This is a genomic window from Ruegeria sp. AB8, assembly GCF_056542605.1.
The window spans coordinates 30300-51768 of the sequence record NZ_JBQGAB010000010.1 but is presented as its reverse complement, the minus strand read 5'-3'; the positions used below and the strand labels follow the sequence as shown (position 1 = coordinate 51768).

17 protein-coding genes, 2 tRNA genes and 1 pseudogene are annotated in these 21469 nt (G+C 60.9%); 9 read left to right on the top strand and 11 right to left on the bottom strand.

Annotated elements, in window-relative coordinates; all coding sequences use genetic code 11:
* The first annotated feature begins 37 nt into the window (after positions 1 to 37).
* A complete protein-coding gene (locus ACR0CG_RS12030; protein WP_480525282.1) occupies positions 38 to 1216 on the top strand; it encodes a BaiN/RdsA family NAD(P)/FAD-dependent oxidoreductase in 1179 nt (392 codons plus the stop codon).
* On the opposite strand, the gene ACR0CG_RS12025 is transcribed toward ACR0CG_RS12030, so the two are convergent.
* The 9 genes from ACR0CG_RS12025 to mraZ all read right to left on the bottom strand — a co-directional run bounded on the left by ACR0CG_RS12025 (position 1213) and on the right by mraZ (position 10910).
* Entirely contained in the window at positions 1213 to 1587 is a 375-nt protein-coding gene (locus tag ACR0CG_RS12025; protein WP_170677948.1) for a glycine zipper family protein, read from the bottom strand. The genes ACR0CG_RS12030 and ACR0CG_RS12025 overlap by 4 nt on opposite strands.
* A 106-nt stretch (positions 1588 to 1693) precedes the next feature.
* Positions 1694 to 3091 carry a UDP-N-acetylmuramoyl-L-alanine--D-glutamate ligase gene (murD, locus tag ACR0CG_RS12020; protein WP_480525118.1) on the bottom strand — a complete coding sequence of 466 codons (1398 nt, stop codon included), beginning with the start codon at positions 3089 to 3091 and terminating at the stop codon, positions 1694 to 1696.
* Between the two features lie 151 nt (positions 3092 to 3242).
* On the bottom strand, positions 3243 to 4325 hold the full coding sequence (gene mraY, locus ACR0CG_RS12015) for a phospho-N-acetylmuramoyl-pentapeptide-transferase (RefSeq protein WP_170615220.1): 1083 nt from the start codon (positions 4323 to 4325) through the stop codon (positions 3243 to 3245).
* A gap of 40 nt (positions 4326 to 4365) precedes the next feature.
* Entirely contained in the window at positions 4366 to 5760 is a 1395-nt protein-coding gene (locus ACR0CG_RS12010; protein ID WP_170806606.1) for a UDP-N-acetylmuramoyl-tripeptide--D-alanyl-D-alanine ligase, read from the bottom strand.
* Entirely contained in the window at positions 5757 to 7238 is a 1482-nt protein-coding gene (locus ACR0CG_RS12005) for a UDP-N-acetylmuramoyl-L-alanyl-D-glutamate--2,6-diaminopimelate ligase (protein WP_480525116.1), read from the bottom strand. The genes ACR0CG_RS12010 and ACR0CG_RS12005 overlap by 4 nt, the downstream gene beginning before the upstream one ends.
* A gap of 22 nt (positions 7239 to 7260) precedes the next feature.
* On the bottom strand, positions 7261 to 9048 hold the full coding sequence (locus ACR0CG_RS12000) for a peptidoglycan D,D-transpeptidase FtsI family protein (RefSeq protein ID WP_480525114.1): 1788 nt from the start codon (positions 9046 to 9048) through the stop codon (positions 7261 to 7263).
* The gene (gene ftsL / locus ACR0CG_RS11995; protein ID WP_170615212.1) at positions 9045 to 9413 is read right to left on the bottom strand and encodes a cell division protein FtsL; all 369 of its coding nucleotides are present in this window, start codon (positions 9411 to 9413) and stop codon (positions 9045 to 9047) included. Before ftsL ends, ACR0CG_RS12000 begins: the two co-directional genes overlap by 4 nt.
* Complete coding sequence (gene rsmH, locus ACR0CG_RS11990; protein ID WP_480525112.1) at positions 9410 to 10402, bottom strand: 16S rRNA (cytosine(1402)-N(4))-methyltransferase RsmH; 993 nt, start codon at positions 10400 to 10402, stop codon at positions 9410 to 9412. Before rsmH ends, ftsL begins: the two co-directional genes overlap by 4 nt.
* A 4-nt stretch (positions 10403 to 10406) precedes the next feature.
* Entirely contained in the window at positions 10407 to 10910 is a 504-nt protein-coding gene (gene mraZ / locus ACR0CG_RS11985; protein WP_170677960.1) for a division/cell wall cluster transcriptional repressor MraZ, read from the bottom strand.
* Positions 10911 to 11808: 898 nt separating this feature from the next.
* On the opposite strand from mraZ, the gene ACR0CG_RS11980 reads away from it, so the two are divergent.
* The gene (locus tag ACR0CG_RS11980; RefSeq protein WP_170615206.1) at positions 11809 to 12033 is read left to right on the top strand and encodes a DUF1127 domain-containing protein; all 225 of its coding nucleotides are present in this window, start codon (positions 11809 to 11811) and stop codon (positions 12031 to 12033) included.
* Between the two features lie 375 nt (positions 12034 to 12408).
* On the top strand, positions 12409 to 12699 hold the full coding sequence (locus ACR0CG_RS11975) for a DUF1330 domain-containing protein (RefSeq protein ID WP_480525110.1): 291 nt from the start codon (positions 12409 to 12411) through the stop codon (positions 12697 to 12699).
* Here the strand turns inward: ACR0CG_RS11975 and ACR0CG_RS11970 are convergent.
* Positions 12696 to 15092 (bottom strand): ATP-dependent helicase, encoded by a 2397-nt coding sequence (locus tag ACR0CG_RS11970; RefSeq protein ID WP_480525109.1) that lies wholly within the window; start codon positions 15090 to 15092, stop codon positions 12696 to 12698. The two genes, ACR0CG_RS11975 and ACR0CG_RS11970, sit on opposite strands and share 4 nt — an antisense overlap.
* Positions 15093 to 15445: 353 nt before the next feature.
* On the opposite strand from ACR0CG_RS11970, the pseudogene ACR0CG_RS11965 reads away from it, so the two are divergent.
* The 4 genes and pseudogenes from ACR0CG_RS11965 to ACR0CG_RS11950 all read left to right on the top strand — a co-directional run.
* A pseudogene (locus ACR0CG_RS11965) lies at positions 15446 to 15742 on the top strand (GGDEF domain-containing protein); the annotation flags it as partial.
* 39 nt (positions 15743 to 15781) lie between these two features.
* Positions 15782 to 16939 carry an alpha-hydroxy acid oxidase gene (locus ACR0CG_RS11960; RefSeq protein ID WP_480525107.1) on the top strand — a complete coding sequence of 386 codons (1158 nt, stop codon included), beginning with the start codon at positions 15782 to 15784 and terminating at the stop codon, positions 16937 to 16939.
* A 124-nt stretch (positions 16940 to 17063) separates the two neighbouring features.
* Positions 17064 to 20501, top strand: a complete 3438-nt coding sequence (locus ACR0CG_RS11955) for a pyruvate carboxylase (protein ID WP_480525105.1) — start codon at positions 17064 to 17066, stop codon at positions 20499 to 20501.
* A 78-nt stretch (positions 20502 to 20579) separates the two neighbouring features.
* On the top strand, positions 20580 to 20963 hold the full coding sequence (locus ACR0CG_RS11950) for an MAPEG family protein (protein ID WP_170615194.1): 384 nt from the start codon (positions 20580 to 20582) through the stop codon (positions 20961 to 20963).
* Between the two features lie 2 nt (positions 20964 to 20965).
* Here the strand turns inward: ACR0CG_RS11950 and ACR0CG_RS11945 are convergent, their stop codons facing one another.
* Positions 20966 to 21118: a hypothetical protein gene (locus ACR0CG_RS11945; RefSeq protein ID WP_480525102.1), complete on the bottom strand. Its 153-nt coding sequence runs from the start codon at positions 21116 to 21118 to the stop codon at positions 20966 to 20968.
* Between the two features lie 151 nt (positions 21119 to 21269).
* Here ACR0CG_RS11945 and ACR0CG_RS11940 point away from each other — a divergent pair.
* Both ACR0CG_RS11940 and ACR0CG_RS11935 read left to right on the top strand, forming a co-directional pair.
* Positions 21270 to 21344, top strand: a tRNA-Gly gene (locus ACR0CG_RS11940).
* A 34-nt stretch (positions 21345 to 21378) separates the two neighbouring features.
* A tRNA-Gly gene (locus ACR0CG_RS11935) sits at positions 21379 to 21453 on the top strand.
* Positions 21454 to 21469 lie beyond the last annotated feature (16 nt).

Below are 21469 nucleotides of genomic sequence, written 5' to 3'. Positions count from 1 at the left end.
CTTGCGGTTGCGGGAAAACCGGGCCATGCGCTTGCACATGACCTTTGACACGATCATCCTTGGTGCCGGAGCCGCCGGCATGATGTGCGCCGCCCACTGTGGCGGGCGTGTTCTGGTGATCGATCACGCCAAGGCAGCCGGAGAGAAAATCCGCATCTCGGGCGGTGGGCGCTGCAACTTTACCAACATGTATGCGGGGCCGCAGAACTTCCTGTCGCGAAACCCCCATTTCTGCAAATCGGCGCTGGCGCGATATACGCAGTGGGATTTTATCGATCTGGTAAACCGCCACGGCATCGCCTGGCATGAAAAAACTCTGGGTCAGCTGTTCTGTGACGGGTCGTCAAAGCAGATCATCCAGATGCTGCTGGACGAGATGCAGCGTGCGGGGGCCGAATTGTGGATCCGAACCGAACTGAATGACCTGCGCAAGACCGAAGGCGGCTTTGCACTGGAGGTCGAGCGTGAAGGTAAGCGTCTGAGCCTGACCTGCGCCAATCTGGTGCTGGCCACGGGTGGCAAGTCGATCCCCAAGATGGGCGCGACCGGGCTGGCCTATGACATTGCTCGGCAGTTCGGTCTGCGGCTGACGGAAACGCAGGCGGCGCTGGTGCCTTTTACCTTTTCGGACGGCAAGTTCCGGGACCTGTCGGGCGTGTCCCTGCCCGCACGGTTGTCAAACGCCCGGACCAGTTTTGACGAGGCACTGTTGTTCACCCATCGCGGCCTCAGCGGACCATCGGTGCTGCAATTGTCGTCCTATTGGCGCGAAGGTGAGACGATCAGGGTGAACCTGATCCCGGATCTGCCGCTGTTCGACATGCTGCGGGACCAGCGGCAAAGCGGTGGCCGCAAGGCCCTGACCACGGAGCTGGCGCGCCACCTTCCCGCGCGATTGGTGGATTACCTGAAACAGTACATCCCGATGCAGGGCAATCTGGCGGATCAGTCCGATGCCGCGCTGAACGACCTGATCGCGGCCCTGTCCGACTGGCAACTGACGCCTTCTGGCACGGAAGGCTATCGCACGGCCGAGGTCACGCTTGGCGGAATTCACACCGACGATCTGTCGTCCAGAACGATGGAGGCCAGGGATGTCCCCGGCCTCTATGCGATTGGCGAAGCGGTGGATGTCACCGGCTGGCTGGGCGGTTACAACTTCCAATGGGCGTGGTCTTCGGGCTACGCCGCCGGAACTGCAATCGCGGGGCGTTAGCCGACGACGTTGTACCCGCGTCCGCGCATGCAGTTGCGCACGATAACTTCCTTGTTCTGGTTTTTCGCGATGACATCCGCGCCCGCACCGATCACCGCGCCGGCGGCGGCGGCCCTGCCCAGGTTAGAGCTGCTGTCCTGAATGATGGCGGTCGTGGCGGCAGCACCCGCTGCGCCGATCGCCGCGTTGCCGGCGGTCGAGCCGTCAACGCTGGCCTGCGACGCCGCCAGCTGCTGGCATTGCGCCAGATCCGAGTTGTAGTTCGGACCCACAGGTCCATCGATGACCGGTTGGTAATTGGCACCGGAGTTGGCGCAGGCGCCCACCAGAACAAGTGCGGGAACGACCAGAAGTGACTTGCGATTGAACATTTTCGTGACCTCGTATTGATTTACCCGCAGGTAATACCGCCAGGGACAGTCTTCAAGCAGGCAGGGTCCAAGCCTGCCCGAACCGGCGGCCTATTGCAAACGCGGCTCAATCCAGCCGTTGGCGCACCTGCGCGGTGAAGTCATCTCCGCGCTGCTCGAAATTGTCGTACTGGTCGAAACTGGCCGCTGCCGGAGCCAGCAATACCGTCTCACCCGGCTGCGCGTCCTGCATCGCGCGCTCGACCGCCGTGGCCATCGTGGTGCAGATTTCGGTTTCGACCTCAAGTTGCATGGCGAATCCTGCGGCCTCGCGCCCGATCACGTAGGCTTTGCGGACCTGATCCTTCACCTCGTTCAGGCCGGACAGGCCACCGTCCTTTTCCAGCCCCCCACAGATCCAGCGGATGTTGCGGAACGCGCTCAGCGCTTTTACCGCGCTGTCCACATTAGTCGCCTTGGAATCGTTCACATAGGTCACATCGTTCGCTTCGGCGATGATCTGGCTGCGATGCGGCAGGCCGGGATAGCTGTGCAGGGCCTGCTCGATCATTTTTGGCGCAAGCCCCACTGACCGGCAGGCAGCATAAGCGGCGCAGGCGTTCTGGTGGTTATGCGCCCCTGGCAGTCCCTTGATCCCACGCAGGTCGATTGATCCGGCCTGGCGCCCCTTGCGGTACTCCGACAGGAACCCCTTGCGGGCAAAAACCTGCCAGCCCGGCCCGGTCAGCTTGCGCGCAACCGATACCCGGATGACGCGGTCGTCGGCAGGGCCTTCGGACATCTGACCGGCCAGAAACGCGCCTTCGGCCTCATCCACGCCGATGACCGCGCGATCCGGTCCGCCTTCGGCAAACAAGCGGCGCTTGGCGGCGAAATACCCGCCCATACCGCCATGGCGGTCCAGATGGTCGGGCGAGAGGTTGGTGAACACAGCCACATCCGGCGTCAGCGCACGGGCAAGTTCGGTCTGATAGCTGGAAAGCTCAAGCACCACGACCGAACCATCACCGCCGGGATCAATATCCAGCACTCCGCGTCCGATATTCCCGGCCAGCTGCGCCTCGCGACCGGCCTCTGTCAGGATATGGTGGATCAGCGCTGCGGTGGTGGATTTGCCGTTCGACCCGGTTACGGCGATCACACGTGGCGGGGTGTCAAAGCTGTTCCATGTCTGATCCGCGAATGACCGGAAGAACAGGCCGATATCGTTGTCGACCGGCACACCGGCCTCAAGCGCGGCCGCCACGACCGGGTTGGGTTCGGGATAGAGATGCGGAATGCCGGGGGAGACGATCAGAGTGGCGATGTCATCGAAGGCCCCATGACGCCGCAGATCGGCACAGGTGAACCCTTCGCCTGACGCTATGTCACGCGCCGTCGGATTGTCATCCCAGCAGATCGCATCGGCCCCACCCGCCCGCAGCGCGCGCGCCGTGGTCAGACCGGACCGGCCCAGCCCCAGAACCGCAACTTTCTGCCCTGAAAACCCTTTGACCGGGATCATGCCGCCACCCTTCCTTCGACCTTCAATTTGCCGCCACACTGCGCAGAAGACCTGAGCGAAGGCAAGGGTCCGGAAAGGCTCGCGCGGCAGCGCGAGCCGGGCCCAACAGGTGACCAGGCGGACCGCAGGTCCGCCGAACCTGGCGGGAGCGTTAGCGGACCTTGAGCGTCGCCAGACCGATCATCGCCAGGATCAGCGAGATGATCCAGAAGCGGATGACGATGGTGGGTTCCGCCCAGCCCTTTTTCTCGTAATGGTGATGGATCGGCGCCATCAGGAACACGCGGCGGCCTGTGCGTTTGAAATACAGCACCTGAATGATCACGCTCAGCGCCTCGACCACGAACAGCCCGCCGACAACCGCCAGTACCAGCTCGTGTTTGGTGGCCACGGCAATTGCGCCCAGCGCCCCGCCCAAGGCCAAGGATCCGGTGTCACCCATGAAAACCGCAGCCGGCGGCGCGTTGTACCACAGGAACCCAAGCCCCGCGCCAAAGAGCGCCGAGGTGAAGATGAAAATCTCACCTGTGCCCGGCACGTAGTGCACGTCCAGATATTCGGTGAAGTCGACCCGCCCCACCGCGTAAGCGATGATGCCCAGCGTCGAAGCCGCAATCATCGCGGGCATGATCGCCAGACCGTCCAGACCATCGGTCAGGTTCACCGCATTGGCGGCCCCGACAATCACCACGATCGAGAAGGGAATATAAAAGATGCCCAGATTGATCAGCGTGTCCTTGAAGATCGGCAATGCCAGCTGGCTTTGCAGCATTTCGGGGTGATTCAACGTCGCCCAAAGCGCCGCCAGGGCTGCAATGATGATGCCCAGCGCCATGCGCATTCGGCCGGAAACGCCTTGTGTGTTCTGCTTGGACACTTTGGCATAATCGTCGGCAAAGCCTATGGCCGCATATGCCAGGGTTACGAACAGCACCATCCAGACATACGGGTTGTCCCATCGCGCCCAGATCAGCGTCGATGTCACCAGCGCCCCAACGATCAGCAACCCACCCATCGTGGGCGTTCCGGCCTTGGAAAAATGCCCCTCTGGGCCATCATCGCGGATCGGCTGACCTTTGCCCTGCTTGCGGCGCAGCACGTTGATCAGCGGTTTGCCGAACAGGAAGCCGAAGATCAGCGCCGTCATGAAGGCACCGCCTGCACGGAAGGTGATATACCGGAAGAGGTTCCAGAAATCTCCTCCGTCCGACAGGCCGGTCAGCCAATACAACATAGCGATACCTTTCTCACGCGGTGGTCACGGGGGCAAACGCTCATGACCCGGGCGCGCCCACTTGCCCCATTTTGCGCAAACCGTCAACAATACGGGCCAGCGCCATGCTTAGCGAGCCCTTGGCCAGAACGGTGTCTCCATCCCGGACCAGTTCCGGCAGGCGGTCGGCCATATCGGCGCTCGTCTCAAACCACAATCCCCGTTTTTCTGCGGGCAACGCCTGATGCAACGACTGCATCAGCGGGCCGATGCAATGGATCTGATCGACCTCGCCCATGGCAGGCAGGTCAGCCATACCGGCGTGCATGGCGATTTCCTGTGCGCCCAACTCCTTCATATCGCCCAGAAATGCGATCCGGCGGGAGCCGCGCGACGCGGCCAGTACATTCAGCGCCGCCTCCATCGAGGTGGGGTTGGCGTTATAGCTGTCGTCGAGCAGTTCGATATTGCCGCCATCAGCCAGGGTGATCTGCTCGCGCACACCACGCCCTTTGACCGGCGACCATTGCCCCAGTCCAGCGATCGCCTGATCCAGGTCCACACCCATTTCGACACAAGCTGCCAATGCACCCAATGCGTTCATGGCAAAATGCAGACCAGCGGACCTGACGCCAAAACGGATCGTTTTGCCGCCCACCATTGCCGTTGCGGAAACCGAATCGACCTCCTGTGCCGCGCCTTCCAGAATGAAATCCTGCCCATCGCGGCCAAATTCGACTGTTTTCAGACCGAGCTTCTGCGCACATTCCCGCAGGATGTGCGCGTGTTCGATGTCCGCATTGACGATGGCTGCGCCGCCTTCGGTCAGTCCCTCGAAAATCGCAGCTTTTTCACGGGCGATAGCAGCGACCGACTCGAAAGCTTCGAGGTGAACCGCCGCCACAGTCGTCACCAGCGCCACATGCGGCTTTGCCTGCCGCGCCAGCGGCGCAATCTCGCCCGGGTGGTTCATGCCGATCTCGATCACCGCAAACTCGGTGTCGCGCGGCATCCGGGCCAGCGTCAACGGCACTCCCCAGTGGTTGTTGTAACTGGCGACGCTGGCATGGGTCCTGCCCTGCGTTTCCAGAATCGTTGCAAGCATTTCCTTGGTCGAGGTCTTGCCGACACTGCCGGTCACGCCGACAACTTTCGCGTTTGTCCGGGCGCGTGCGGCCTGCCCCAGCGCTTCGAGCCCCGCCTGAACATCGTCGACGATCAGCAATGGCGCGTCGTCTGGAACGCCATCCGGAATACGCGAGACCAGCGCTGCGCCTGCGCCCTTCTCGAGCGCCTGCGCCACAAAGTCGTGCCCGTCACGCGCGGCCTTCAGTGCGACAAACAGATCGCCCGGCTGGATGGTGCGGGTGTCGATGGACACGCCGTTTGCTTCCCAGTCAGAGGTCGCACGCCCGCCGGTTGCCGCGGCAGCCTCAGCCGCTGTCCAGAGCGTCATGCCACCCTCCCGTCCAGTGCGGCCACGGCGATACTGGCCTGTTCCGCATCGTCGAACGGCAAAACCTGATCGCCGACAATCTGGCCCGTCTCGTGCCCTTTGCCCGCAATCAACAGCGCGTCACCCGGTTGCAGCGCGTCGATGCCACGCAGGATGGCTTCGGCGCGGTCACCCACTTCGGTGGCTTCCGGCGCGCCATCCATAACGGCGGCACGGATGGTGGCCGGATCTTCGCTGCGCGGATTGTCGTCGGTGACAAAGACGATGTCAGCGTGATCAGCCGCAGCCCTGCCCATCAGCGGGCGCTTGGTGGCATCCCGGTCCCCGCCCGCGCCGACGATGGCGATCAGGCGACCCATGACATGCGGGCGCATCGCTTTCAGCGCCGTGGCGACCGCGTCAGGCGTGTGGGCGTAATCGACAAAGACCGCAGCCCCGTTTTCGCGGGTTGCGGCAAGCTGCATCCGCCCGCGAACCGTTGTTAGGTACGGCAGGGTTTCGAACACACGCTCGGGTTCATCCCCGGCCGCGATGACCAGCCCGGCGGCCAGCAGTACGTTTTCGGCCTGAAACCCCCCGATCAGGTTCAGGCGGGTCAGATGCGTTTTGCCCTGCCACGAAAACCGCAAATCCTGCCCGGTCGCGTCAAAGCGCTGGTTCATCAGGCAAAGGTCCGCATCGCCGAGCCCGACTGTCAGGACCGTCTGACCGCGCTGTTCGGCAATTCGGCGCACCTGGGCGCCCTTGGGATCGCTCAGATTGACGACTGCCGTTCCATCCTGCGGAAGAACCCGGTCGAACAGGCCCATTTTGGCGGCGAAATACGCCTCGAACGTTTCGTGGTAATCCAGATGATCCTGCGTGAAGTTCGAGAATCCGGCGGCCGCCAGGTGCACACCGTCCAGGCGGCGCTGCTCCAGCCCGTGCGAGGACGCCTCCATCGCGGCGTGGGTCACGCCATTTCCCGCTGCCGCCGCCAGACAGCGATGCAAGGTGATAGGTTCCGGCGTGGTGTGGGCCAGCGGTGCGGTCCATGCGCCTTCGACACCGGTGGTGCCGAGGTTCACGGCGGCGTGGCCAAGTTCAGTCCAGATCTGGCGGACAAACGTGGCAACCGAGGTTTTGCCGTTGGTCCCGGTGACGGCCACGATGGTTTGCGGCTGCGCGCCGAACCACAGGGCCGCCGCGCCTGCCAGCGCCTGACGCGGATCTTCGACAACAATCAGAGCCGCGTCCGATGCAGCCAGTTCACTGGCCGCGATCTCAGCGCCCCTTGCATCGGTCAGGATGGCGGCGGCTCCCATGCGCAGAGCGAACTGGATGAATTCGCCCCCATGAACGCGTGTCCCGGGAAGCGCTGCGAAGAGAAAACCGTCTTTGACCTCGCGGCTGTCAACCGCCAGACCGGTGATGTCGGGATTCGCGCCGCCCCGTGCGGTCAGCGCCAGTTGGCTTAGTTTCTTTGACCTTGCGCCCATGACCCACCTCTTGTCCGACGGCCTAGTTCGAGGTCAGCGTTATAGCAGCGCGCGCCTGAGGCTCAAGCCGGGGTCTGAGGCCCAGCAAAGGTGCGACCCGGCCGATCAGTTCGGCAGCCACCGGGACGGCCGTCCAGCCTGCCGTGCGGCGTTTTTCGCCATAGGCCACGATCGACGGCTCATCGAGCGTGACGATCAGAACGTATTTCGGGTCGTAGGCCGGGAAGATCGTCGCAAAGGTGGCGATGACCTTGTCGTCATAGTAGCCGCCGCGCGGTTTTGGCTTGTCGGCGGTGCCGGTTTTGCCCGCGACATCATAGCCTGCAACTTCACCAAAGCTGGCGGTCCCGTCCGTCACGACCTTGCGCAACATCCTCTGGGCCTGCTGCGCCGCATTTTCCGACAACACGCGGGGCCCGTATTGCGGACCGTTCTTTCGCAGGATCGTGGGGCTGACATAGTGGCCGCCATTGGCGATCGACGCATACCCGGCCGCCAGATGCATGGGGCTGGTCGACAGGCCATGGCCGTATGAGATGGTCACCGTGCTCAATTCGCCCCATTTCTTGGGTTTCAGGGGCGCGCCACCTGCGGCCTCGACAATTTCGAACGGGGTGGGTTCGAACATGCCCAGCGATTCAAGGAAATCCTGTTGTCGCTGTGCGCCAATTTGCAGGGCCAGACGCCCGGTGCCCCGGTTCGAACTGTGGACGATCACGTCCGCCACGCTGATCTTGCCGTAGTTCTTGCCGTTGAATTCACCAATCGGAAAGCGCCCGATCTTCATCGGACCCGAGGTGTCGATGATGGTGTTCGAATTCACCAGCCCAAGCTGGACCGCCTGTGCGGCGGTGAATATCTTGAAGACCGATCCCAGTTCGTAGACACCCTGAACATAACGGTTGAACAGCGGGCTGTCCGAGGGATCAAACCCCGAAGTCGGCGGGCGCGGACGGTCATTGGGGTCAAAGGACGGCAGGGAGGCCGCCGAAATCACCTCACCCGTGTGGGCGTTCATCAGGACAGCCGAAGCACCTTTGGCATTCATGATCTTCATGCCGCCGTAAAGCACCTGTTCGACCGCGGCCTGAACGGTCAGGTCCAGCGACAGTTGCAGCGGCTTGTTTCCGTTGGCCGGATCGCGCAGATACTCGTCAAACTGTTTTTCAACACCGGCAACGCCAATCACCTCAGCCGCGCTGACGCCTTCGCGACCAAACCCCGACCCACCGAGGATATGCGCGGCCAGCCTGCCGTTCGGATACAGCCGCATCTCGCGCGGGCCGAACAGGATACCGGGGTCGCCAATGTCGTGCACCGCCTGCTTTTGCTCGGGTGAGATACGTTTCTTGATCCACAGAAACTTGCGGTTGCCGGTGAAATCCTTGACCAGACGATCCTTGTCGAGATCGGGGAAGATGGCCACAAGCTGATCGGCGGCGGCAACCGGGTCGATCATCAGCGGGGGCTGGGCATAGACCGAATAAGTGTCCAGATTGGTCGCCAGAATGCGCCCGTCGCGGTCGACAATATTGGCGCGCTGCATGGCGATGGCCGCACCGGGGGCGCTGGCCAGTGGCTCCTGCGCTTCGGACGTGGCAAGCATTCCCATCCGCACGCCAACGACCGAAAAAGCGCAAAAGAAGAACAGCCCCAGCACCAGAAGACGCCCTTCGGCACGGGCGCGGGCGCGGTCTTTCATGCCCTCGTGACGTTGGCGAATGTTCTCGCGCTCGATGGCCTTGGGATTTTCGCCCCGGGCGCGGGCGTCAAGGATGCGGGCCAGTGGGCGCAGAGGCGTGCGGGTCATGGAAACTGTACCTCGCCCAGCGCCTGAATGCTTGTGATGGCCTGCAGTTCGATCGGATCTACGATCGGCAGGTCGGGGTCTTCGGCATAGGCGATCTGGTCGGCGCGTCCGAACTGCTCGGCCCGCAGCGGCAGCAGACCAAGCCGTTCAAAGTTCAAATCCGCCAGTTCGCGCAGCCGGTCGGGTCGGTTCAGATAGGCCCATTCGGCGTTCAGCACGGCCAGCCGAACCTGCGCCATGCCAATTTCACGTTGCAGACCTTGCGTCTCCTTCAGTACCTGCTGGGTGCGGTAATTCTCCTGATAGGCCCACAACGCCAGTCCGAACACGGACAGAGCAGTCAACACATACAGAACACTCTTCATCTTGCCCTTCCCCCCAGTTGCGGCATGCCGATTGCACGGGCGTCAATTTCCCCTGCAGGCGCCTCGGTTCGTACAGCCACACGCAGCTTGGCCGAGCGTGCGCGCGGGTTTTCCTGCAATTCCTGATCATCCGGACCGACGGCTTTGCGGGTTTTCAGGGTGAATTGCGGCTGTTCCTGTTCCATCTCGGGCGCATAGCGATTGGCGCGGCCCGTTTTCCCTGCGCGCGCCTGGAAGAACCGCTTGACCATCCGGTCCTCGATGGAATGGAACGTCACCACCGCCAGTTGCCCGCCCGGCTTCAGCGCGCGTTCTGCTGCCATGAGGCCCTGAAACAGTTCCTCGTATTCGGCGTTCACGGCAATGCGCAGCCCCTGAAAGCTGCGGGTCGCCGGGTGCGACTGCCCCGGTTTCGGGCGCGGCAGGCAGGATTCGATGATTTCAACCAGACGCAGGGTCGTTGTGATCGGAGCATCCGTCCGCGCCCTTGCAATCGCTTTGGCGATGCGGCGGCTGGCACGTTCTTCGCCATAGTGAAACAGGATGTCGGCCAGTTGCGCCTCGGTTGCGGTATTCACCAGATCGGCTGCGCTTTCGCCATCCTGACTCATCCGCATGTCCAGTGGACCGTCCTTCATGAACGAAAATCCACGCTCGGCCTGATCCAGTTGCATGGACGAAACACCAAGATCCAGCACGACACCGTCCAGATCCTGAGCGTATTCATCCAGTCGCGAGAAAACGCCCGGCTGCATCACCAGCCGGTCGCCGTAGTCACCCGCCCATCCGGCTGCCATCTCAAAAGCCAGCGGATCGCGATCGACACCGATAACCTTGTCGGCGCCAGCCTCGAGCAGCGCACGCGTGTACCCGCCCGCACCAAAGGTTCCGTCCAGCCAAACGCCCGAGACGGGCGCAACGGCGGCCAGCAAAGGACGCAGCAAAACGGGGATATGGGGTTTGTCGGAAGGGGACCCGGCGCCGGCCATGCCGTTACGCGTCCCCGACGCCGTCTAGGAACTCCAGAGGATCGAAGTCCTCGGGCTGATCGTCCAGCCAGTCTTCGGCCGCGGCCAGTTCTTCGGTCTCGTAGGTTTCGGGCTTCCAGATCTGGAACGTGTCGCCGGCGGCGATAAAGAAGGCCTCGTTCTCAAGCCCGATCTTGTTGCGCAGCTTGGCCGGCAGGACCAGACGCCCGGTTTCGTCGACCGTTGTCGGGAAGGACTGGCCATGGAACATACGCTGCAGCATCTTGCGCTGCATCGAACCGCGCGGCAGTGCATTAATCTTTTCGTCGACCTCGTCGATCGCCTGCATTGTATAGCATTCAAGGAACTTGCGGCGGTGATCCCCGTAGACAATCACCAGTTCGGGGGTATCTCCAGGTTGCCAGTTGGGGTCCGAAGCCTCTAGCACACGGCGAAACGAGGCCGGGATCGATACCCTGCCCTTCGTATCCACCTTGTGGTGGCTTTCACCTCTGAACCTGCGCGCCAAGACGACTGTCCCTTTCGCTTGCGCCCCACTTGATCTTTACGTTCCCCCCCTGATGAAAAACGGCGGGTTGATCTGCTGCCACTGATCAACCCGCCGCATTCGCCCGCTGTGCGGGGATGTCCAGCTGCGCGCGCCACCTGGGGGGATGTCTGCTCGCCCGCGCGCCGGATCTGTTAAGTGATGAAAGCGAGATGCCTGTATGAAACCTGATTATTTTTGGTCGGGGTCGTTTGGTGCCCCATCTGCCTCGTCCTCATCGGATGTATTAGGGATGACATGGGAAATCATGGAAATCAACAAGTTTTTTGGGCACTGACGCATTCTGAACGCAATCCACACGCGAAAAGTCAACATAAACTTCACCAATGGGCACCATAAATAGATACTCTTTGCCGACTGCACACAACATATCCACAGAATCTGCTCAACCCAAATTGTCCCATGATTTCCCAGAAAATTCGAATCCTCCTTACATCGGCTGGCAAAAAATCGGTATTTTGCCGAACACCGCCTCGAATCAACCGTGTCGAATGGCGCAGTTTCCCCACACACATCGCAAGAACACCGGCAGCCCATGAATTCCCATCCGGAATGCAAGGGCCCCTTAACATGTGAATGTGCATGTGCCGAACGATCGGCCTGGACACCATTTCCATTCCGCCATCACGCCCATGCGCCGGACAGCTTCACCCAAATGCACACCCGCCGAAGCCCCAAAGGTGACCCTACGGCACCCGCTGCCCTTGGCCGCGACCGCCCCAACAATTTGATATCTATGCATTTGCTGCATAGCGGCATTGACGACGCCCGCTATTGTGCATCTGCAGCATTTGCCTATTTTCATCCTCAAGCAAACGCCGGAACACTTCGGCAAACGATCAAGTCAGAGGCATTGAAAATGGCAGTCGCAACCAACCACTCCGCGCTTGGCAATGCACCGGCAACCGGGCTGGTGGCACTGTTTGAAGCAGTAAAAACACGTTTTGTTCGCTATCGCCTGTACCGCCAGACACTCAACGAACTGTCGGGCCTGTCGAACCGCGAACTGGCCGATCTGGGCCTGCAACGCTCGATGATCCGTCAACTGGCCCTGCAGGCCGCTGCGGATTACACCGCGCAGTAAGCGCACAACAGATTAACGAGATCAGGTCCGTCCTCCTCCCTTTGGACCTGCATTTCGGCGGCGGCATCTCTCCTCCTCCCTGATGCTGCCGCCCCAAATACCGGCCCTGACAGCCGGGACATGACACATCGGGGCTCTCCTCCTCCCTACCCCGATGTTGAAAGCACGCGGCGACACTTATTCTCCTCCCTTGTGTCGCCGCGTCTTCCTCATACCGGGATCAGACCCGGGTTCGGATACATCGGGGCCTTCCTCCTCCCTGCCTCGATGTTGAAAAGAACGGCGGTTCCCCTTTCTCCTCCCTGGGAACCGCCGTTTTTTGTTTGTGCTTGTGTGTGTAAGGTGAAGCCGGAACCGAAGTTTCAGGAGTTTCCAATGGCTGCATATTTCATCGCCCAGATCACAATTCACGACCCAGACGGATACCAGAAATACCTTGAAGGGTTCATGCCGGTCTTTGACAGGCACGGAGGTCGCCTTCTGACAGTATCATCCAAACCAGTGGACGTGATCGAGGGCACCTGGGCTGAGGAAGGGATAGTCCTTATGGAGTTTCCGTCGATCGAAGCCGCAAAGGCATGGAAAGACGATCCCGACTACGTCGAACTGGCGAAAATCCGGCACGCGACCGCGACGGCAAACATGGTTCTGGTCGAAGGCCTTTAAAACGGAACGTCATCCTTGGCGGACAGAAAGCGCGAGACAACCTTCTTCATGCCCGCCTTGTCAAAATCGACCTCGACCTTGTCCCCTTCAATACCGATCACTGCGCCATAGCCAAATTTCTGGTGGAATACCCGTTCGCCCAGCGTGAAACTTGCCACCGCGGTCGCATCGATGACGGTGTTGCGGCTTTCGCGCGGTTGCGACATGCCATACTGGCCCTGCCGCGCCTGCATCCGTTTCCAGCCGGGCGAGTTGTAAACGTTTGCTTCGGCGGCGCGGGCTTCAATCCCGGCCGTGGTCTGACCGCCACCGTAGAGACCCGGAGGCGTCAGAACCTCCACATGATCTTCGGGCAGCTCATCGATAAACCGGGACGGCATCGAATTCTGCCATTGACCAAAAACGCGCCTGTTGGCGGCAAAGGAAATCGTGCAGACCTCCTCCGCGCGGGTGATGCCAACATAAGCCAGCCGCCGTTCCTCCTCGAGGCCCTTGAGGCCAGCTTCGTCCATCGACCGTTGCGAGGGGAACAACCCGTCCTCCCACCCCGGCAGGAACACAGCGGGAAATTCCAGACCTTTGGCGGCATGCAGGGTCATGATCGACACTTTCGCGCCATCCGATTCCTGCTCGTTATCCATCACCAGACTGACATGTTCCAGAAAGCCCTGCAGGTTTTCAAAGTTGTCCAACTGATTGACCAGTTCCTTGAGGTTTTCCAGCCGCCCCGGGGAATCTGGATTCTTGTCGTTCTGCCAGTGCGCCGTATAGCCGGATTCGTCGAGGATGATCTGCGCCAGTTCAATATGAGTATGTTCCGGTTCGCCAAAACGAATGGGAGCGGTGCCATCATCAATGACGGAATCGTCGTCAACCTCGATCCTTGGACCCCGGGTCATTGCGTTCCAGCGGGCCAGCCCATCGACAAGCTGGCGCAAGGCCGTGCCGCCCTTGCCCTTGATCAGCCCTAGTTCGACCGCGACCCGCGCGCCTTCGACCAGAGAGACGCCATTCTGTCGGGCGGTCGCCTGAATCGTCTGCTGCGCCTTGTCGCCGAGGCCACGCTTGGGCGTATTCACGATCCGCTCGAACGCCAGATCGTCTTCGGGGCTGATGACCAGCCGGAAATAGGCCATGGCATCGCGGATCTCCATCCGCTCATAGAACCGCGGGCCGCCGATGACCTTGTAGGGCAATCCAATGGTCAGAAAACGGTCCTCGAAGGCACGCATCTGGTGGCTGGCGCGCACGAGAATGGCGATTTCATCAAGGTTCATCGGCCGCACGCCACGGGTGCCGCCCTGCATCGCGTCGATTTCCTCGCCAATCCAGCGCGCTTCTTCTTCGCCATCCCAATGGCCAATCAGCCGGACCTTCTCGCCGTCCTGCGCGTCGGTCCAAAGCTCTTTGCCCAGGCGATTTTCATTGCCGCGAATGACATTCGACGCGGCGGCGAGGATATGCGGGGTCGAGCGGTAGTTCTGTTCAAGCCGGACGACATAGGCGCCGGGGAAGTCTTTCTCGAACCGCAGAATGTTGCCCACCTCGGCCCCGCGCCAGCCATAGATCGACTGGTCATCATCGCCCACGCAACAGATGTTCTTGTGACCGCCCGCCAGCAACCGCAGCCACAGGTACTGGGCGATGTTGGTGTCCTGATACTCGTCCACCAGAATGTAACGGAACCACCGCTGGTATTGTTCCAGCACATCCGCATGTATCTGAAAGATCGTGACCATGTGCAAAAGCAGATCACCGAAATCCACCGCGTTCAGCTCGCGCAGACGGGTCTGGTACTGGGCGTAAAGGTCGACGCCCTTGTGATTATAGGCTCCGGCATCAGCAGCAGGTATCTTGTCGGGTGTCAGTGCACGGTTTTTCCAGTCATCGATGATTCCCGCCAGCATCCGCGCAGGCCAGCGCTTGTCATCGATATTGGCCGCCTGCACCAGTTGCTTGAGCAGGCGCAACTGGTCGTCGCCATCCAGAATCGTGAAGTTCGATTTCAGCCCCGCAAGTTCGGCGTGGCGTCGCAGCAGCTTGACGCAAATCGAATGGAACGTGCCAAGCCACGGCATCCCTTCGGCAGGCTGGCCGAGCAGGCGGCCGACACGCTCTTTCATTTCACGCGCAGCCTTGTTGGTGAATGTCACCGACAAGATCTCGTTGGGGCGCGCGCGACCGGTATTCAGCAGGTGCGCGATCCGGGTCGTGAGTGCCTTGGTCTTGCCGGTCCCTGCCCCGGCCAGCATCAGAACCGGACCGTCAAGCCGTTCAACCGCATCGCGCTGCGCCGGGTTGAGATCATCCAGGTAAGGCACGGCACGCGCGGCCATTGCCTTTTGGGACAGCGATGCGCCCTCGAAGGCGTCCATTTCGTCAAAACTGCTCATGCCCCCAAACTACGCCGGATGCGGCCCGAGGGAAAGGGTTTGTTCACGGCTTGTTCACAAAGAAATCGCAGAAGATAATATACTGGATTCCAGATTAAACCTTTGTGTACATCCGGCGATCTTACCTTTCTGCAAAAGTTTGTTTCTGATGCCCGGTCCATTGCTGTGGGAGAGCATATGACGAAGCAGGCGACATGGGCAGTGCGAAGTTCGCGGCTGAAAATGGTAGGCGTTTCGCAGATGCTTATCGCCCTAACGGCAACTGCCGGTTGGGGGATTTACGCCGTACCCGCGCGCGAAGGGTGTCCTGCCCATCTTCAATACCACCGTCGAATATAATTGGCAGGTCCGTCGATGCCTTGACCCGCGCAGAAAAAGTACGGCAGGCGGTTGAATCCGTTGCGGTCAGATATAGTGAAAAATCCCTGCCCCGCATTACGATTTCGGTGGGGGTCGCCCATTACCCGGCGCACGAAACCATGCCGCAGGATCTTCCGCGCGCGGCGGATGAAGCGCTCCATACCGCCAAGGACCGGGGCCGAAATCAGGTGCAGGTCGCCAGTTCCGCGTCCTGCGGCGCAGACATCGGGGACAGCCTGGTTCGGAACAAGGGGGTCAAAATCAAACCGTCTTCCTCGACAGCCGCTTGAAAAACTTGCCGAATCGCGCGGCAAATCGGATCAATCCTCATGGACCTGCACAGTGCATATCCCGGCATTGCCGATTTGAAACGACTTGCGCGGCGTCGGTTGCCGCGCTTTGTCTGGGAATTTGTGGAAAGTGGCACCGGCGCTGAAACCCTGATCCGGCGCAACCGCGAAGCGCTGGACCGGGTTACACTGACCCCGTCGATCCTGCATGGCGAACTGGAGTTCGACACAAGCAAGAAGCTGCTGGATCACGACTGCGCCCTGCCGTTCGGTATCGCCCCCATTGGAATGTCGGGGTTGGTCTGGCCGGATGCCGAAGGCATATTGGCCCGCGCTGCGGCCGCGGCCAACATACCTTACACCTTGTCTACGGTCGCCAGCCAGATGCCCGAAGATCTGGCCGGCCACATCGGCGAAAACGCCTGGTTTCAATTGTATCCGCCTCGAGATCCCGACATCCGCACCGATATGCTGGCCCGCGCGCGCGATGCGGGATTCCGGACGCTGGTGCTGACTGCGGATGTACCGGTTGCATCTCGGCGCGAACGGCAGGTGCAGTCCGGGTTGACGCATCCGCCAAGGCTGACACCGCGCCTGCTGGCACAGATTGCGCGATGCCCGGCCTGGGCAAGGGGGATGCTGCGTAGGGGACCACCCAGAATGCGCACGCTCGAGAAGTATTCGGACAGTAGCCTCAACCTCCCTCCTACGTCACATATCGGGTATCTTCTGAGAACGTCGCCGGACATGGAGTACGTGTCCTGGCTGCGCGACAACTGGGATGGCGCGTTTGTCGTCAAAGGCGTCCTGCGGCCGGAAGATGCCGTTTCGCTGCAAAAGGCGGGCGTTGACGCCATATGGGTGTCGAATCACGGCGGCCGTCAGTTTGACGGCGCGCCCGCCAGTATTGACGCGCTACCGGCCATACGCGCAGCGACGGACCTGCCGATTATCTTTGACAGTGGTATTGAAGGTGGGCTGGACATCCTTCGCGCGCTGGCCCTTGGCGCGGATTTTGTCATGCTGGGGCGTGGGTTTCTCTTTGGTCTGGCGGCGTTAGGCGAACGCGGCCCCGCTCATGTCATCGACATCCTGCGGCAGGATCTGAAGGCCAATATGGGCCAGTTGGGCCTTGCAAGTTTACAAAATGTGACATCTGCAATCACAAATATTGATGCTGCATCGCAGCATGTGTAAGTAGATTGCGCCAACAGGCGGCGTTTGCGAGCGATAACATGCCGGTTCTACCCAGAACGACTGATATACGTGCGCGTATTGTCCGCCTATGAACACGGCCACACCATAAAGACCGGGACCTGACATGACCGACTTCAAAAAGATCCTGATCGCCAATCGCGGCGAGATTGCTATTCGCGTGATGCGCGCGGCCAACGAGATGGGCAAACGCACCGTTGCCGTCTTTGCCGAGGAGGACAAGCTTGGCCTGCATCGCTTTAAAGCGGATGAGGCATATCGCATTGGCGAGGGGATGGGGCCGGTTGCCGCTTATCTGAGCATAGACGAGATCATCCGTGTTGCCAAAGAATGCGGCGCTGATGCAATCCACCCCGGTTACGGTCTGTTGTCCGAGAATCCCGATTTCGTGGATGCCTGCGTGCAGAACGGCATCACTTTCATCGGTCCCAAGGCCAAGACCATGCGCGCGCTTGGCGACAAGGCCAGTGCCCGTCGCGTCGCCATCGAGGCAGGAGTTCCGGTGATCCCTGCGACCGAGGTTTTGGGCGATGACATGGACGCGATCCGCAAGGAAGCCGCCCAGATCGGCTATCCGCTTATGCTCAAGGCGTCCTGGGGAGGCGGCGGGCGCGGTATGCGCCCGATCGAGTCCGAGGACGAACTGGAAGAGAAAGTCCTGGAAGGTCGTCGCGAAGCCGAAGCCGCGTTCGGCAATGGCGAGGGTTATCTGGAAAAGATGATCACCCGCGCCCGGCATGTTGAAGTTCAGATTCTGGGCGACAAGCATGGCGAGATCTACCATCTCTACGAACGCGACTGTTCGGTCCAGCGCCGGAACCAGAAGGTCGTGGAACGCGCCCCCGCCCCTTACCTGAGCGAGGAGCAGCGTGCCGAAATCTGTGAACTGGGCCGCAAGATCTGTGCCCATGTGAACTATGAATGCGCGGGCACGGTCGAATTCCTGATGGATATGGAAACCGGCAAATTCTACTTCATCGAGGTCAACCCGCGCGTTCAGGTGGAACACACCGTCACCGAGGAAGTTACCGGCATCGACATCGTACAAGCCCAGATCCTGATCGCCGAGGGCAAGACGCTGGCCGAAGCGACCGGTGCCACCAGCCAGTCGGACGTTCAACTGAACGGCCACGCCCTGCAAACCCGGATCACAACCGAGGACCCGCAGAATAACTTCATCCCCGATTATGGCCGCATCACCGCCTATCGCTCGGCCACCGGTATGGGCATCCGTCTGGACGGCGGCACGGCCTATGCGGGCGGAGTGATCACGCGGTACTACGACTCGCTGCTGACCAAGGTGACCGCTTGGGCACCAACGCCGGACAAGGCGATCCATCGGATGGACCGCGCGCTGCGTGAATTCCGCATCCGCGGCGTCAGCACCAATATCGACTTTGTCATCAACCTGCTGAAGCACCCGACCTTCCTGTCGAACGAATACACCACCAAGTTCATCGACACGACGCCAGACCTGTTCCAGTTCAAACGCCGTCGGGATCGGGGCACCAAGGTTCTGACCTATATCGCGGACATTACCGTGAACGGGCACCCCGAGACCAAGGATCGTCCCGAACCGCGCGCCGATCTGAAAGAGGCCAAGCCCCCTGCCCTGAAGGGTGAGCCCAAAATGGGCACCCGCAACCTGCTGGAGCAGAAGGGCCCGCAGGCCGTGGCCGACTGGATGAAAGCGCAGCGGCAGTTGCTGATCACCGACACCACCATGCGGGACGGCCACCAATCCCTGCTGGCGACCCGGATGCGGTCGATCGACATGATCAAGGTGGCGCCGACCTATGCGGCGAACCTGCCGCAACTGTTCAGCGTTGAATGCTGGGGCGGCGCGACCTTTGACGTGGCCTATCGCTTTCTTCAGGAATGCCCGTGGCAGCGTCTGCGTGACCTGCGCGAGGCGATGCCGAACCTGATGACACAGATGCTTCTGCGCGGCGCGAACGGGGTCGGCTATACCAACTACCCCGACAACGTGGTGCAGGAGTTCGTGCGTCAGGCCTCGAAGAATATCGACGTCTTCCGCGTATTCGACTCGCTGAACTGGGTCGAGAACATGCGCGTGGCCATGGATGCAGTGGTTGAAAACGGCAAGATCTGTGAAGGCACCGTCTGCTATACCGGTGACATTCTGGATCCCGATCGCGCCAAGTATGACCTGAAATACTATGTCGGCATGGCCAAGGAACTGCGCGACGCAGGTGCACATGTTCTGGGCCTCAAGGATATGGCGGGTCTGCTGAAACCGGCCTCGGCCAAAATCCTCATCCGCGCTCTGAAAGAAGAGGTCGGCTTGCCGATCCACTTCCACACTCATGACACTGCCGGAATCGCCAGCGCCACCATTCTGGCCGCGTCCGAGGCGGGCGTGGACGCGGTGGATTGCGCGATGGACAGCTTCAGTGGCAACACCAGCCAGGCGACGCTGGGCACCGTTGTCGAGGCGCTGCGCCATACCGAACGCGACACCGGACTGGATATCAAGGCGATCCGCGAGATCAGTGATTACTTCGAAGCGGTGCGCGGCCAATATGCGGCCTTTGAATCCAGCCTGCAGGCCCCCGCCTCCGAGGTGTACCTGCACGAGATGCCCGGCGGCCAGTTCACCAACCTCAAGGCGCAGGCGCGTTCGCTTGGGCTGGAGGAACGCTGGCACGAGGTGGCGCAGATGTATGCCGACGTGAACCAGATGTTCGGGGACATCGTTAAGGTGACGCCGTCCTCCAAGGTGGTCGGTGACATGGCGCTGATGATGGTCAGCCAGGGGCTGACCCGTGCCGACGTGGAAAGCCCCGAAACGGATGTGGCCTTCCCGGATTCTGTCGTCGACATGATGCGCGGCAATCTGGGTCAGCCTCCGGGCGGGTTCCCCGACACGATCATCAAGAAGGTCCTCAAGGACGAAGCGCCCAACACCCAGCGCCCTGGCAAGGACGTTCCCGCCGTGGATCTTGAGGCCACCCGCGCCGAACTGTCCAAGCAACTGGAAGGCAAGGAGGTCGATGACGAGGATCTGAACGGATACCTGATGTATCCCAAGGTCTTCCTGGACTACATGGGCCGCCACCGGGTTTACGGCCCGGTCCGGACCCTGCCAACGCGCACCTTCTTCTACGGCATGGAGCCGGGCGAAGAAATCACGGCCGAAATCGATCCGGGCAAAACGCTTGAAATCCGCTGTCAGGCGATTGGTGAAACCGATGAAAAGGGCGAGGTCAAAGTTTTCTTTGAACTCAATGGTCAGCCCCGTGTCATCCGGGTGCCGAACCGCCTGGTGACTTCGACCACGCAGGCCCGGCCCAAGGCCGAGGCCGGCAATCCCAACCATATCGGCGCACCGATGCCGGGCGTTGTCGCGACCGTTTCAGTCACCGCCGGTCAGGAGGTCAAGGAAGGCGACCTGCTGCTGACCATCGAAGCGATGAAGATGGAAACCGGCATCCATGCCGAGCGCGATGCGGTGGTCAAAGCGGTTCACATTCAGCCCGGCGGCCAGATTGACGCAAAGGACCTTTTGGTCGAACTGGAATAAGCCGACAAACAGGTTAATGTCAGCCGGGCCGCGCAGGACACTGCGCGGCCCTTTTTCATGCCCCTGCGGAGCCACGCCATGCTGACCATTACCCCGATCTACGCCGCGCTGATTGCCCTCCTGTTTCTCGCGCTCAGCCTTAACGTCATCCGGCAGCGGTTTATGGGGCAAATCTCGGTCGGCGACGGCGGCAACAAGGCGCTGATCAAGGCCATCCGCACGCATTCCAACTGCGTCGAATACGCGCCGTTCACGCTGTTGCTGATCGCCATGGCCGAAATTCAAGGTGCGGGGGGCGTTCTGGTCAACCTGATGGGTTTGGCGATTCTGTCCGGACGATTGCTGCATGCCTACGGATTCGGGCGCACACCTCAGATCGTGATTCTGCGCCGGACGGGAATGTTGCTGACATTTGCCGCCATTCTGGTCGCTGCGGTCACCAACCTCGTGCTGGCGCTTTAGGGTCAGCCGGCCAGCACCTCGACTTCAACCGGGCATGCAGGCTGCCATATCTGTTGGGCGGTCTGCCCTTTGTCGCCACCGGCCTGCGCCACGATGCCCGCCATGAGCATCGAAACAACCAGCACCGAGAGTTTCAGGGTTTCTTTCGGGTTCATCTGTCGCTTCCGCCGTTCTTTCCTGACGTGTTCAGACAGTTGAACGGATGGGGCCCGGATTTCCGTCGCCAGAAAAGAAATTTTGCGGAAGATGCGTTTTTCCTCTTGCAGCTTTGCGCCAGAATTTATACTTCACGCCTCACTCAACGGCGCGGGCGTAGCTCAGGGGTAGAGCATAACCTTGCCAAGGTTAGGGTCGGGCGTTCGAATCGCCTCGCCCGCTCCATTGAGAGGTCTTTGGACCAACATTTGTATCTGATGCGGGCGTAGCTCAGGGGTAGAGCATAACCTTGCCAAGGTTAGGGTCGGGCGTTCGAATCGCCTCGCCCGCTCCAGATACCAACCTCCCTT